The sequence below is a fragment of the uncultured Coprobacter sp. genome (assembly GCF_947855755.1).
Taxonomy (GTDB): Bacteria; Bacteroidota; Bacteroidia; order Bacteroidales; family Coprobacteraceae; genus Coprobacter.
Genome location: NZ_CANUAR010000006.1, coordinates 117982 through 132039 on the forward strand (window position 1 = coordinate 117982; position 14058 = coordinate 132039).

11 protein-coding genes are annotated in these 14058 nt (G+C 38.3%); 4 read left to right on the top strand and 7 right to left on the bottom strand.

All coding sequences use genetic code 11. From position 1 onward, the window contains the following. Nucleotides 1–63 precede the first annotated feature (63 nt). The gene (locus Q0093_RS05410; RefSeq protein ID WP_297928836.1) at nucleotides 64–2505 is read left to right on the top strand and encodes a T9SS type A sorting domain-containing protein; all 2442 of its coding nucleotides are present in this window, start codon (nucleotides 64–66) and stop codon (nucleotides 2503–2505) included. Between the two features lie 355 nt (nucleotides 2506–2860). Here Q0093_RS05410 and Q0093_RS05415 read toward each other — a convergent pair whose 3' ends face one another. The 6 genes from Q0093_RS05415 to Q0093_RS05440 all read right to left on the bottom strand — a co-directional run bounded on the left by Q0093_RS05415 (nucleotide 2861) and on the right by Q0093_RS05440 (nucleotide 9946). Next, entirely contained in the window at nucleotides 2861–4369 is a 1509-nt protein-coding gene (locus Q0093_RS05415) for a GH3 auxin-responsive promoter family protein (protein WP_297928838.1), read from the bottom strand. Nucleotides 4370–4607: 238 nt separating this feature from the next. Then, nucleotides 4608–6398, bottom strand: a complete 1791-nt coding sequence (locus Q0093_RS05420) for a DEAD/DEAH box helicase (RefSeq protein ID WP_297928839.1) — start codon at nucleotides 6396–6398, stop codon at nucleotides 4608–4610. A gap of 240 nt (nucleotides 6399–6638) precedes the next feature. Then, a complete protein-coding gene (locus Q0093_RS05425; RefSeq protein ID WP_297928841.1) occupies nucleotides 6639–7694 on the bottom strand; it encodes a tyrosine-protein phosphatase in 1056 nt (351 codons plus the stop codon). Between the two features lie 110 nt (nucleotides 7695–7804). Beyond that, nucleotides 7805–8734 carry a carbohydrate kinase gene (locus Q0093_RS05430; RefSeq protein WP_297928842.1) on the bottom strand — a complete coding sequence of 310 codons (930 nt, stop codon included), beginning with the start codon at nucleotides 8732–8734 and terminating at the stop codon, nucleotides 7805–7807. Nucleotides 8735–8740: 6 nt separating this feature from the next. Beyond that, nucleotides 8741–9361: an SIS domain-containing protein gene (locus Q0093_RS05435; RefSeq protein ID WP_297303597.1), complete on the bottom strand. Its 621-nt coding sequence runs from the start codon at nucleotides 9359–9361 to the stop codon at nucleotides 8741–8743. 30 nt (nucleotides 9362–9391) lie between these two features. Further along, complete coding sequence (locus tag Q0093_RS05440; RefSeq protein WP_297928844.1) at nucleotides 9392–9946, bottom strand: TIGR00730 family Rossman fold protein; 555 nt, start codon at nucleotides 9944–9946, stop codon at nucleotides 9392–9394. A 163-nt stretch (nucleotides 9947–10109) separates the two neighbouring features. On the opposite strand from Q0093_RS05440, the gene Q0093_RS05445 reads away from it, so the two are divergent. After that, nucleotides 10110–11333, top strand: coding sequence for a pitrilysin family protein (locus tag Q0093_RS05445; protein ID WP_297928845.1), 1224 nt, complete (start codon nucleotides 10110–10112; stop codon nucleotides 11331–11333). Between the two features lie 69 nt (nucleotides 11334–11402). Here Q0093_RS05445 and Q0093_RS05450 read toward each other — a convergent pair whose 3' ends face one another. Next, nucleotides 11403–12134, bottom strand: coding sequence for an HAD family hydrolase (locus tag Q0093_RS05450; protein WP_294177951.1), 732 nt, complete (start codon nucleotides 12132–12134; stop codon nucleotides 11403–11405). Nucleotides 12135–12146: 12 nt separating this feature from the next. On the opposite strand from Q0093_RS05450, the gene mnmA reads away from it, so the two are divergent. Together mnmA and Q0093_RS05460 are read left to right on the top strand one after the other, a co-directional pair. Beyond that, nucleotides 12147–13226: a tRNA 2-thiouridine(34) synthase MnmA gene (gene mnmA, locus Q0093_RS05455; RefSeq protein WP_297928870.1), complete on the top strand. Its 1080-nt coding sequence runs from the start codon at nucleotides 12147–12149 to the stop codon at nucleotides 13224–13226. A 26-nt stretch (nucleotides 13227–13252) separates the two neighbouring features. Continuing rightward, nucleotides 13253–13693 carry a Fur family transcriptional regulator gene (locus Q0093_RS05460; RefSeq protein ID WP_297928847.1) on the top strand — a complete coding sequence of 147 codons (441 nt, stop codon included), beginning with the start codon at nucleotides 13253–13255 and terminating at the stop codon, nucleotides 13691–13693. Nucleotides 13694–14058 lie beyond the last annotated feature (365 nt).

Here is a 14058-nt window from a genome sequence, read left to right on the forward strand (position 1 = left end):
ATAATTTTGCTTTTGTTGTATTTATGACAAATAAATAGGTCACTTTTTTAAAATCGTATATTTATGAAAAAATTGTTACTATCTTTTCTTTGTCTGTTATTGGCAGTACAGAGTTATGCTCAGGAAGGAGTTGAATATAAAACGTTGCCGACACGAGTTAGGATTATATCTCCTGATTCAGAGCATTTTGATCCTTCTTCATTGAATATATCCTGTCATGAAGAAGTTGTCGAGCCATTTGTATGGGATAATTCTACGGAAAGTTATGTAGGCAAAATGCGTTGTTATTTTGGAGATGATATAGTAAATTTTACAATAGGAACTCCTGATAACCGTATTGTTTGCGAATTGAGAGGCTTTATTGAAAATCTTGAATCAGTAACAGAGGCTACTTTCGAAGTAGATTTTTCTCAATATCATTATGTACAAATAAAAGCAAAAGATGAGAGAATGTCTCTTTATGTTGATTATATTTATTCTTCGGAAGCCGATAGCGGGTCATCACCCGTTGGAGGAAGTAGCATTTATACTAATATGGTTGATAATGCGACATGGTGTAAATCCGGTAAGTATACCTATGAGCCGGAGATTACGTTTGACGATGTTGCCGTGATGACGACTGAGCATTATTTGACTGTGGACAATAAAGATGTAGAAGAGATTATAGACATCGATACGGACGAGATGCATCTGGTGACATTCCATGTTACAGGTGTTGAAAAGATCCCTTTGGCAGGAGCTTCTATTAATATTGTTTCGCCATCGAATATGGAACTGGATTTGGAGCTTGATACCGATGACGAAGGAATAGGAAGAGCCTATTTGTTAGATGGATCTTATTATTTCGGGGTAGATGCTTCCTACAATAACTATTTTGGGGGTGATGATTCTATCGAAGAGTTGACTGTATCCGGAAAAGATATTGATGTAAAATATGGGTTTGATGATTATAAGAAGCTGATATTCAATATATCCGGAATAGGTCTGCAATCTGTCGCATTATCGATTATAAAGGCTTATGTGCCGACTCAAGATGAATATTATGAGCATTTGTCCGGAGAGGAGGCTGTGGTTCATGAGGTGTATTTGCCGGCAGACGGACAATTCAGTTATAGCATCAATCCAACCTGTTCGGGTTATAAGTTCCCTGTTAAGAATGATGTTTTTGATGCAAATACGACAGATAGGTTGAACATTGTTTTTGATGAACAAAATTATACACAAGTATTTTTTGATGTTATAAACAAACCTGAAGAAAATTATCCGCATATAAAGATATTTCACAATACTACTTTGGTGCGCGATTTATACATTGGGGATATGTCTTCTAAAGAGATGTTTTCTCCGGGTGAGTATAATTATGTGTTGATAAGTAACAATAGTGATTTGCAGTCAAAGGGTTCGTTTGCCATTTCCAAAGGAGAGGAAAAAAAGACTGTAACTATAAATTGTGCTGAAAACATAAGCAAACCGGTCTTTTTTAGTGTAAAAAATATGCCGGAATCTATTAAGTCGGAAAGTCTTTCGTATGAGGTGAAAAGTGAAAATGGAATGGATCTGTTCAATTTCAGTTTCTATCCCGATCAAGAAGAACCGGTTCAATTTTCTTTGCCGAATGGTTCTTATATTTTTGCTATTAGTAAAGATGACAGTAGAGGGGTATTTTATCATGAGCAGGAGGTCGAGATAGGCGATAATAATCGTAATGTAGAAATTGATCTCGGGAATTATGGAGCTGTACGGATATATACTACTGCTCCTGAAGGAATTTCGGTGGATGACATATTTTGTATATATCCCGATGGGCAGACAGTTGACCTTTATGGTGATGAAGTCACGGTATGGCTTGAAAGCGGTAAAGAATATAGCTTTATCGCATCGGGTAGTAATGATAACGGCCTTGATGTGCATTCGTCAGAAAAGAAGGCTGTTACCGTTGAGGCTGGCGAGGTCGTTGATGTAACTTTAGATATGAAAATTCCACAGACCGATTATACGGTATCGATGAGTATCCGGGATAGATATGAAGGTTATATTAAAAATGCAAAAGTGACGATTAATGGAGAAACTTATCGGTCGGATCGTTATGGAGAGGTCCAAACTCTTATTCCTGTTTCCGGAAATAGCTTTACTTATAAGGTGGAGGCTTCTGGATATGAAACTTTAGAGAAAACGATTCAACTGTCAAAAACGGATATTATGTTACAATATATAGACATAGATGTTTTCTTGGAATATGACGGTGGCGTTGATGGTATAGAAGAGTCGACAATTGATAAGTTGAGGGTCTTAAATACAGTCGTGGATGGTAATTTATTTATCGATAATGGAACAGAAAATATGTGGAAAATGGTTATAGTGGGGCTGGATGGTCATGCTGTGATCAATAAGAACATAAAATTGGGTGTAAATGATATTAGTATAGAAAATCTTGCTTCAGGGTTTTATATCGTTGTATTAAGTAACGGTACTGAACAAAAGTCTGTAAAGATTATCAAGCGATAAAGTTCTGCGAGTGAATCTTATATATATAAGGCAGTTATTTGCAATTTTGCAGATGACTGCTTTTTTATTTATAACATTAAAATGAGTGACTTTTGGAGTCTGTCTGAATTTTCCGACAAAAAAATATTATCAGATCATTTTTGTGTTTTCTTCCGGTCTTTTTCCCATTTTCATTCATCGGAATTCCATTATCCGAAAAACATTCTCGAAAGAAACAATCAAACCTGATCCGGGTAAAATTTACACAGGCTCTTATGAAAGTTTTTTACCGGCAGTTGGAATAAAAGCGTATAAAAATGACGTATTATAATTAACTTTCTTTCCTATGGAAGTTTTCCTCGTTATTTGTAAAACCTCAGTGGTTCATTTTTAGCATATCTTCTATATGCTCACGGCTATTGCTGAGGCGTGGAATTTTGTGTTGTCCGCCCAATTTCCCTTTATCTTTCAACCAGTCATGGAATAGTCCGGGACGGGCTTTTATTATTTCAAGCCGGTCAAGGAAGATACTTTTGTATCGTTTAGCTTCATAGTCCGAATTAAGGCTTTGTAGTGTCGCATCGAGAATGTCGGCAAACTGTTCTAATGACTCCGGTTCTTTTTCGAATTCGATCAACCATTGATGGCGACCTCGGCTTTTGTTCGACATGAATACCGGTGCGGCACTGTAATTTGAAATAATTGCTCCTGTTTGTTCACAAGTTTTTGCTAAACCTTTTTCTGCATTATCTACCATTAGTTCTTCTCCGAAAGCGTTGATAAAATGTTTTGTCCGTCCGGAGATAATGATTTTTGCAGGATCGGTCGATATTACTTTTACCGTATCGCCTATTTGGTATCGCCATAGTCCGCTGTTGGTAGTAATAACTAAAGCGTAATTCTGACCTTTCTCTATTTCCCAAATCGGCAGTACGACCGGATCTTTTTTCCCGACTTCCGATAAAGGAATAAATTCAAAAAACACACCTATATCGAGTAACAACAGCATTCCCTGTTCGTCAAAACTGTTTTGTACGGCAAAGAATCCTTCTGAGGCATTGTAAGTTTCTACATAGTGCATCTTTTCAGACGGAATCAGCTCTTTATAATAAGAGCGGTAGGGTTCGAAACTTATTCCCCCATGAAAGAATACTTCGAGATTCGGCCATACTTCGGATAGATATTGTTTTCCGCTTTGTTGCAATATCTTTTTTATCAGAGTCAGAAACCAAGACGGAACACCGGACAAGTTCGTTACGTTTTTATGTAGAGTAGATCGTACGATTTCTTCAAGTTTCTTTTCCCATTCCGACATTAGAGCGATTCGTTTTTCAGGAACTCGGATGAGATTAACTAACGGATTGATGTTCTGTATCAGGCATGCTGACAAATCTCCGCATCGGATGTCTTTGCGGAGAGAACTGATCTGGTGGCTTCCCCCGAGAATCAAACCTTTTCCTGAGAACATCCGACTGTCGGGATTCATGTTCAGATAGCTGACAACGCAATCCGTCCCTCCCCGATAGTGACATTGGTACAATCCTTCTTTGCTTACGGGAATAAATTTGCTTTTATCATTTGTCGTTCCGGAAGATTTGGCAAACCAGCGGACTTTTGATGGCCATATAAGATTGCTTTCACCTTTAAGCATCCGTTCTACATACGGTTTCAGCTCTTCGTATGTAATCAACGGAACTTGTTCGGAGAATGTTTTGTAGTCTGTAATTTTCTTGAAACGGTATAGTTCTCCTATTTCTGTATTTTGTGCTGTTTCAAGAAGGTTGTATAGTTGTTTTTTTTGTATCTCGTCTCCGTATTTTTCAAACAAGTCGATCTGTTTTTGCCGTTTGGCAAAAAACGGGCGTATTATAGGTGTTATATCCATCTTGTTTTGGTTGTTATTTGAGGCAAAAATACAAAATATACTAAATCCTGTTTCACAATCAGTAAATTATATATGGATATTTTGCATTATGTAGCAATTAGGGAATGTTTTGTTTATCGAATTATAAAATTATGTTTGGCAAAATATAGATTTTTGGGGTTGGATAATATAAAATAAAACCGTAAGCCCATTTTCAGACTTACGGTTTGTTCTTATTTTCTTGATAACGGAATTTTTATTATTTCCGTTTTTTCTTACTGTTTTCATATTCCCGACTTTTGGAAGACTTATATTCGTTTCCGAAACCTCCTCGTTTTTGGGATGATCTTCCACCGGAGTCTCTTTTACCGAAACCTCCTTTTCTGCCGGAATGTTCTCGTTTCCCGGAATTTTCTTTTTTATCTGCCGGTTCTACAGAGATCCGTTTGCCGAAAAAGCTGATATTTTTCAGACTTCTGATAATGCTACGAGCGGATTTTTCTTCTACTTCGAAAAATGAGAAATTCGGAAGAACATCGATTTTACCGATAGATACGTGTCCTTTAACATTGTCATTAACCATTTCGATTAATGTATTGGGATAAAAACCGTCGGCTTTTCCAAGATTGATAAACAGACGAGAATATCCTTCTTCTGCTTTTCTGGCTTTGCTTCTTGTCCTTTCTCCGCGTTGATTTCCCCGGTCTTTTGTATTTCTGTCTTCCGGAATATCCAGTTCGCTTGCATCTGCATAATAATCGATCAGTCTGTTAAATTCGAGTGAAACGATTCTTTTGATGAGATCTTCGTTGCTTAACCACTCCAGTTTGCGGAAAATGGACGGTAGATAAGAAGCGATTTCTTCTTCGTTTACTTTAACCTTTTCAATTTTATCTACCAGATTAAACAATTGCTTTTCACATATTTGATCTCCTGTCGGGATATGTCCTTTTTCGAATTTTTTACCGATGATTTTTTCAATATCCCGCATCCGCCCTTTTTCTTTTACGTGAATTATGGCGATGGAAGTTCCCGTTTTACCGGCACGACCTGTACGACCGCTTCTGTGAGTATATGTCTCGATATCATCAGGTAATCCGTAGTTGATGACATGAGTCAGGTTATCTACATCAAGACCGCGTGCCGCAACATCGGTTGCAACCAGCAGCTGAAGATTTTTCACCCTGAATTTTTGCATAACGGCATCTCGTTGTGCTTGAGATAATTCCCCGTGTAAAGAGTCTGCATTATATCCGTCTTGTATCAACTGATCGGCTATTTCTTGAGTCTCCCGCCGGGTACGGCAAAAGATGATGCCGTATATATTGGGGTAGTAGTCGGCGATGCGTTTCAATGCCAGATATTTATCTTTTGCATGTACCAGATAATAAACATGTTTTATATTCTTAGCCCCTTCATTTTTGCTCCCGATTACCACTTCTTTGGGATTACTCATGTAATTTTTGGCGATTTTAGCGATTTCTGCCGGCATGGTAGCTGAGAACAGCAACATGTTGCGCTCTTCCGGAATAGCGGCCAATATTTCGTTTATGCTTTCCGTAAAGCCCATATTGAGCATCTCATCGGCCTCATCCATAATCACCGTACCTATCCGGTCGAGTTTTACCATCTTTCTGTTCATCAAATCGATGAGACGACCCGGAGTCGCTACGATGATTTGTACTCCTTTTTTCAATGTTCTTATCTGGCTTTCGATACTCGATCCCCCGTAAACCGGCAATATTTTCAGCCCGTTGATATATTTTGAGTAATCATTCAGATCACTGGCTATTTGCAGGCAAAGTTCTCTTGTCGGACTTAAAATAAGAGCTTGAGGATAATTGTCGCTGACATCTATTTTCTGGATTACAGGAAGTCCGAATGCTGCGGTTTTACCGGTTCCGGTTTGAGCCAAAGCTACGATATCGGTATTTTCGGCAAGTAAAAGGGGTATAACCTGTTCTTGTACAGGCATTGGATTTTCAAATCCGATTTCAGAAATCGCTTTCAATATTTTGCTGTCGATCCCTAATTCTTCAAATGTTTTCATTTATTTATGTGCTTATTAGAACCTTTAGGATTGCCGCAAGAAGTCGCTGTGTTATCCCAACCTTTTAACTTTCTCAATACCTGACGGGGCTGTCCGCCTAAAAGGAGAATCGTATACCTACATGAAACCTAAAGAATTTATTCGTCTGCAAAGGTAGATATAAATATTGGCATAATTGTAAATTCGGCATATTTTTAACCGAATTTGTTTAATTCATAGAGAATTAGACTGACAATGGTGTTATTGAAGGAGAATTTCTTGTAATCTTTTTTGTTTTTCCGGAGTCATATTCAACTCCTGCTCCAAATAATTTTGGGTACTGCCGTATTTTCTTTTTATATATTTGAATGCACAATTGAGGTATTGTTCATCTGCCGTCATCAAAGCGGTGACAGCTTCTTGTATATCTAAAGGAAAATCGACCAAATTCAGATTTATTGAACGCTTATCAAGGTATTGGTTTGTCAATAAATAGTCATCTAAGATGGTTTCTTCAGGTATATTCAGTGCGGATAAGATAAGAACTACGGCAAATCCCGTATAATCTTTTCCATAACTGCATGTGAGCACTACCGGATAATTTTCAGGCATTAACAACTGGTTGAACATCGATTTATATGTCGTCGTCGCTTTTTGGGAAAGACCGATAAACAGGTCTTGCATAAATACGCATGCATCTCCCCGTTTGAATTCATGGTTGTTGATTTTCTCTTCCAATATATCTAATGGGCATAAAGATATGGGCATGTGTATAATATTTTCTAATTTCAGGTTTGCCGGAGGCAAAGTGAAAATTTGAGAATCTCTGAAGTCGATCAAGGTTCTGATTTTTAAATTTTTCATGCGTTGTATGCTTTCATTGTCAAGAGAGTCTATTTTTCCCGACCGGTACAGCATACCCCATTTTATTCTTTTTTTATCGTAATTTTTGTAACCGCCGAGATCTCTGAAATTTTGGACAAAGTTGAACTGTTGAGAACGAGTTCCGACAATACGGTCATATTTGTCATCAAATTTTAATAGAAAATATTTACGGGCGATAGTCGGGTTTGTTTTGATACGTATATTTTCATCTGATATCGGACATTCTGCGATCAGACCATTTTCTGTATCGAAGTTTTGGGGATCGACAGAACTGTATATCTTTACATTCCCTTCTATAACAGGAGAGATATCCCATTTCAGGATGTAATCCGGAGTATTGTCGATTTCGCATACAATGTCGATTTCTGGTTCAGAAGAACTGCAAGCTGAGAAAATAATAAGTAAAAAAAGATATTTGAGATGATTTAGCATAGTCTGTGACTCTTGATAAATATTCGCAAATATAAAAAAAGCCCACTATAAAAAAGTAGGCTTTATATTCTTTAATATATAATAGAATATCTTGTGGATTTGGCAGACTATTAATGTGTTGTCCTGTATTTTGCTGCAAATTCGGTAGAAATATAGTTATCATAAGAGTTGCATACTTCTAAGGAGAAGTCTATTCCTGAGGATATGATATCAGACCACTTATCCGGAGAAAGGTTTTCTAATTGGCTGCGGGAAATATTTTCTTTCAATATACCGTAAAGCAGTCCGGCATTGAAATTGTCTCCGGCACCTATCGTACTGATCGGTTTTATTTGCGGTACATCGAAATGTAAATGTGTTTGTGCTGTGAATAATTCTACACCTTTTGATCCTCGTGTATAGATAAAATTAGGACAATAGAACTTAATTTTATCGAGATATACTTTCTCAGGATCTGAAAGATTAAATAACGTCTCGAAATCTTCTTCCGAACCTCGTATAATATCAGCATATTCGAAATTCTCGAGTAAAGACGGAGTGATGCGCATGGCTTCGTGAGCGTGAGCTTTCCGGAAATTAGGATCGTAATAAATTATAGCTTTCCGTTCACGGGCATATTCCAGAAACTCTGTTATCCGGAATCTTAGAGAGGGATTTACGGCATAATATGAGCCTAAAATCAAAATGTCGTCGGGGTCTATTCTCGGCCATACGACATTTAGTCTATTTTCGGGATATTGGGTATAAAACATATACCGGGCTTCATTCTTGTCATCTAAAAAAGCCAAAGATACAGGTGACTTTCCTTCACAAAATATATCTACATTCTCAGTCGACAGGTTATTTTCCTGCATGAATGACAAGATATTGCTCCCGACTTGATCTTGACCTAATTCCGTTATGAAGTGAACAGGCGTTCCTAAGCGTCCCAGACTGATCATCGTATTGAATACAGAGCCTCCCGGTAAAGCTTTGGTCGGTTGCCCGTTTTTGAAAATTATATCGAGAATCGTTTCTCCTATACCTATAATCTTTCGCATATATCATTATTTTTTGTCGTCACAGGATTGTTCTCGCGAAAGTTGCCCCAAATATCCTCCGTGATGTCTTAGCGCATATTGGCTGCTGTCGAATCCGGTTGCTTTCATAGTGCCTACGACTAATATGTCGCCGATAACGGTCATGAGAGTTGTCGAAGTCGTCGGAGTAAGGCCTAACGGACAAACTTCTGCCGGTGCTCCGGTAAATAGGCAGACATCGGCGGATTGAGCCAATTGACTGTCGGGATTTCCGGTAATGACAATAAATCGCAGATCGGGTTGTAGTCGGGATGCTAAAACAAGTAATTCTAAAATCTCTCGGGTTTTTCCCGAATTAGAAATTACCAGCATTAGATCGTTTTCTTGTAGAACACCTAAATCTCCGTGTTGAGCTTCACTGGGATGTAAAAATACAGAAGGTATTCCTGTGGAGCAGAAAGTCGTTGCGATATTCATGGCGATCTGTCCGGCTTTCCCCATTCCGCTGGTAACTAATTTCCCTTTTTTGCGGTGTACTTGTTCTACGATTAATGAAATAGCTTTTTCAAAAGCATCGGATATGGGAATATTTAATATAGCGTTCGCTTCACGTCGTAAAATAGATTGAATGTCCTCAGCAGTTGTCATTCCGGTTATGTATTTAATTGATTTAATAATTCAAAGATTTTCGAGTATTCGGGTACACTCTTCTGCATTCGTTGCTATTTGATAATAATTTTTGTAATGGGGGGATGCGAATCGTTCCCTGTAAAATAGCTCTATTTGGTCGATCAGAAGATTATAAAATCCGTTTGTATTACAGAATATGACTTTTTTATCGTGATAGCCTAAATGTCCGGCTGCGATTACGGTAAAAATTTCATCTAATGTTCCGAATCCTCCGGGCAAGGCAATGAATACATCGGCTTTGTCGAGCATTATCTGTTTTCTCTCTCCGAGAGTCTCTACCCTAATCAATTCATCCGGTAGTCGGCTGGCTTTTCCATAATCGCAAATACGGTGTGTGATAATTCCGGTAATGTATCCGCCGTGTTTTTTTACATGTTCGGCCGTTGCTTCCATGAGTCCTACATTAGCCCCACCGTATATCAACCTTTTTTTATTTTTTCCTATCCATCGGCCTATTATTGCCGACTCTTCAAAATAACAATTGTCAACTTCATTACCCGAAGCGCAAAAAAGACCGATATTTTGAATCATAGTTTCTTTCATTGGGTTTGTAAAAACGAAGATAGAGCTTTTTTACTAAATATTATCTTTCTCAAAATATTTTTTATCGATAGTATATTGTTGATAGTAAAAGAAATGTTTTGGAAAAAATGGCTTGGAACATTTTTTTATGTCTAATTTTGTGCGCTTAAAAGAAATAGAAAGTATGGCACACCATCAATTTTATACTTTATCGAACGGTCTGCGTATTATATATCAGCCAACCGCTTCTTCTGTCTCTTATTGCGGGTTTACGGTCAATGCGGGAACAAGAGACGAATTCTCGGGAGAATTCGGTATGGCTCATTTTGTCGAACATCTTATATTTAAAGGAACTGAACATCGTAAATCGTGGCATATTCTGAACCGAATGGAAAATGTCGGAGGTGAGTTGAATGCTTATACGGCAAAGGAAGAGACAACCGTATATGCGGTTTTTTTAGAAGAACATTTATCTCGAGCTGTAGAATTATTGTGCGATTTGGTACTTCATTCTCAATTTCCGGTACAGGAGATAGAACGAGAGGTCGAAGTGATTCTCGATGAGATCAATTCTTATAAAGATAATCCGGCCGAATTGATTTATGATGAATTTGAGAATTTACTTTTTTCAGGGCATGCCTTGGGGCACAATATATTAGGAGAACCGGAGGAGTTGCTTCGTTTTACTTCTCAGGACGGACGTCGTTTTTTGAAACGGCAGTACATCCCTTCGAATATGGTATTCTTTTTTATGGGGCATACCCCTTTTAAACGCGTGATATCTTTGCTTGAGAAATATATCGGGAGAGAACCGAGTGGAGAAGGAATAAATCATAGAGTTGCTCCCGGAGAATATTTCCCGTTTGTGGAGCGTCGTATTTTGGATACTTTTCAAGCACACGCTTTAGTCGGGAATCGGGCATATAGTATGTTCGACGAGCGACGAGTTCCATTATTTTTATTGAATAATATGCTTGGAGGACCGGGTATGAACAGCCGTCTGAATATTGCTTTACGTGAGAAGACCGGGTGTGTTTATACCGTTGAGTCTTCTGTAACTTCATATACAGATACCGGAGTCTTCGCTATATATTTCGGAACAGATCCGAAGAAAGTAGATAGATGCCTTTCATTGATGCATAAGGAATTTAAGCGTTTGCGTGATACGGCATTGTCTATATCTCAGCTGGCGGCGGTCAAAAAACAGTTTATCGGACAGATGGGGGTCGGAACTGAAAATCGAGAAAGTATGGCTTTAGGTTTAGGAAAAACATTTTTACATTACAATAAATATGATACTCTCGAGGAATCGTTTCGTAGGATAGAAGCCGTTACCGCGTCAGATCTGCTCGAGGTAGCCAATGAGATATTGGACGAGCAAAGCGTCTCTACTCTTGTTTTTGTTTGATTAAGAGCTTGTCTGAATTTTACTCGGGTCTGTCTTGCGCATCTCTTTATCGGGAAATCTGAACAAGAACTAAATAATAGACAATAATTCCCGAATCGATTTTAATGAAAACATCCGGTCACACGTCTCCGGCTTATCAACCTTTTCATGTTCCCATGTCGTATAAAAAGGAATGTGTGCTGCATATCCTCCGATCGACAGGACCGGAATAATATCCGATTTCAAGGAATTTCCGACCATGAGAAATTTATCAGGAGATACTTGTAGCCGATCTATCAGAGACCGGTAACCCGACTCATTTTTCTCGCTCATGATTTCGATATGAGAGAAGTATTTTTTTAATCCCGATTCTTCGATCTTTCGTTCTTGGTCGGTAAGATCACCTTTCGTTGCCATGACTAAAGTATAATCTTTCTGGAGAGCAGATAGCGTATCTTCTACGCCGTCGATTAATTTGACAGGATAAGAAAGTTGTCTTTTTCCTAATTCCAGTATTTCTTTGATTGTATTTCCTGAAATTTTATTGTTACTGAGTTCCAATGCCGTTTCTATCATACTGAGAACAAATCCCTTGATCCCATAACCATATATAGGAAGTGTTTTTATTTCGTTTTTCAATAATGATTCGAGAACTTGATTTTGATCGGCATATTCTTTAATCAATTCGCAAAAACGATGCTCGTTTTCCCTGAAAAAAAGTTCATTTTCCCATAACGTGTCGTCTGCATCGAAAGTGATGATATCCAATTCTTTTTTCATACGGTTTATTCCCATTTTGAAAGCAAAGATACGCACATTCATAAGAATAGTCTTATATTTGCGAGAGGTAAAAAATCTGAAATGAACAGAAAAAAGGTTTTACTGGGGATGAGTGGCGGTACTGACAGCTCTGTCGCTGCAATATTATTGCAGGAGCAGGGATACGATGTTACCGGCATAACATTTCGGTTTTATGAAATCGAAGGAAATACCGCATACCTGAGTGAATCGGCTGAGTTAGCTGATCGGTTGGGAATACCTCATTATATCTATGATGTACGAAAGGAGTTTGAGAAAAATATTGTTACTTATTTTATAAATGAATATATGTCCGGTCGCACACCTGTGCCTTGTATTATTTGCAATAATACCTTTAAATGGCCGTTAATGGCCAGAATCGCAGATGAACGGGGAATCCGGCATATCGCTACCGGGCATTATGTCCGGTTGATGGAGACGGGAGGTCATTCTTATCTGCAATCCGGAGTCGATCCGGACAAAGACCAGTCCTTTTTTCTTTGGGGACTTCCTGAGATTTTGATCAAAAGAATGATTTTACCTTTAGGGATGTTAACAAAGACTGAGGTTCGGGAAATTGCCCGACAACGGGGATTCTGTCAGATTGCTGCCCGAAAAGATAGTTTAGGGGTTTGTTTCTGTCCGGGAGATTATCGTTCTTTTCTGAAAAAGCGGTTAGGCGAATCTGTTTTTTCAGAGGGATTTTACGAAGATGAATCCGGCAAGATTATCGGTAAGCATGAAGGATATCCTTTTTATACCGTAGGACAACGCAGAGGGCTGGGGCTGAATTTGCAATATCCGGTTTTTGTTAAAGAAATATCAGTTTCGAATAATAGGGTTGTTATTGCCCCCCTTTCGGGAATGTATAAAACCCGGATGATACTGAAAACTGTAAATGTAATTAATCCTTTCGATTTTGACGGACGTTATGCGATAACCTGCAGAATCCGTTATCGGAAACAGAATACTCCCTGTCGGGTCTTTTTTATTTCGGATAATCGGGCGGAAGTTTGTTTTGAAGAGCCGGTACATTCTGTTGCTCCCGGTCAGGCGGCTGCTTTTTATTGCGGAGACAGGTTATTGGGCGGGGGGATTATCGTGTCTGCGGAATAATAATTAAAAAAACAGTATTGAGAATTATGGTGGATATAAGTGAAAAGGAAATTTTAGAAAGATTAGAACGAAAAGGAATAAAACCGACAGCTAACCGTATATTGGTATTAAGGGCTTTATTAAGTAATTCGACACCTGTCAGTTTAGCGGATTTGGAGGATTTCATTGTTACGATGGACAAGTCGAGTATCTTTCGTGTGTTGACATTGTTTCTCGAACACAATGTCGTTCATGCAATGGAAGATGGCAGCGGATCTTTAAAGTATGAGGCATGTATGAGTGAAGGTAAATGTTCTCTTTCCGATATGCATATTCATTTTTATTGCGAAGTGTGTCACCGGACGTATTGTTTTAAGACAATACATGTTCCGATAATGGAACTTCCTGAAGATTTTACACCGCATTTTGTCAATTATATGATCAAGGGGGAGTGTCCGGAATGTAAGAGACGGCATTCCGAAATATGAGATGTTTTCTCGACCGGTATTTCTTTTGCACTTTGCCGACATCTGTTTCTTTTCAATGGAAGATATGCGCTGTTCCGATATGGACTGCTTGTTCTCGATTGTAATTACAGCCTTATGTTCTCTTGCCACTTTATAAGTTCCGCAACGTAGTAGTTCAAGGCTGTGTCGCTAAATATCTCATATTCGATAGTTTTTTTAATACTTTTCTAATAATTATCAATCATTATTTTCTTGGTGAATATTATTCCTGCTTTTATAATGCATTTGAGAAAATGGAAAAAGCAGACCGGAGAAAAGAGAGAAAATGACCCGATGGATTTTATGCATCGGAAAATTTGGATAGGCTCTAAGAGCCTGTCTAAATT

What these genes read in the sequence shown, in the direction of transcription:
- Q0093_RS05410 (WP_297928836.1), top strand. Translation starts at nt 64, where the DNA reads ATGAAAAAATTGTTACTATCTTTTCTTTGTCTGTTATTGGCAGTACAG.
- Q0093_RS05415 (WP_297928838.1), bottom strand. Translation starts at nt 4,369, where the DNA reads ATGGATATAACACCTATAATACGCCCGTTTTTTGCCAAACGGCAAAAA.
- Q0093_RS05420 (WP_297928839.1), bottom strand. Translation starts at nt 6,398, where the DNA reads ATGAAAACATTTGAAGAATTAGGGATCGACAGCAAAATATTGAAAGCG.
- Q0093_RS05425 (WP_297928841.1), bottom strand. Translation starts at nt 7,694, where the DNA reads ATGCTAAATCATCTCAAATATCTTTTTTTACTTATTATTTTCTCAGCT.
- Q0093_RS05430 (WP_297928842.1), bottom strand. Translation starts at nt 8,734, where the DNA reads ATGCGAAAGATTATAGGTATAGGAGAAACGATTCTCGATATAATTTTC.
- Q0093_RS05435 (WP_297303597.1), bottom strand. Translation starts at nt 9,361, where the DNA reads ATGACAACTGCTGAGGACATTCAATCTATTTTACGACGTGAAGCGAAC.
- Q0093_RS05440 (WP_297928844.1), bottom strand. Translation starts at nt 9,946, where the DNA reads ATGAAAGAAACTATGATTCAAAATATCGGTCTTTTTTGCGCTTCGGGT.
- Q0093_RS05445 (WP_297928845.1), top strand. Translation starts at nt 10,110, where the DNA reads ATGGCACACCATCAATTTTATACTTTATCGAACGGTCTGCGTATTATA.
- Q0093_RS05450 (WP_294177951.1), bottom strand. Translation starts at nt 12,134, where the DNA reads ATGAATGTGCGTATCTTTGCTTTCAAAATGGGAATAAACCGTATGAAA.
- Q0093_RS05460 (WP_297928847.1), top strand. Translation starts at nt 13,253, where the DNA reads ATGGTGGATATAAGTGAAAAGGAAATTTTAGAAAGATTAGAACGAAAA.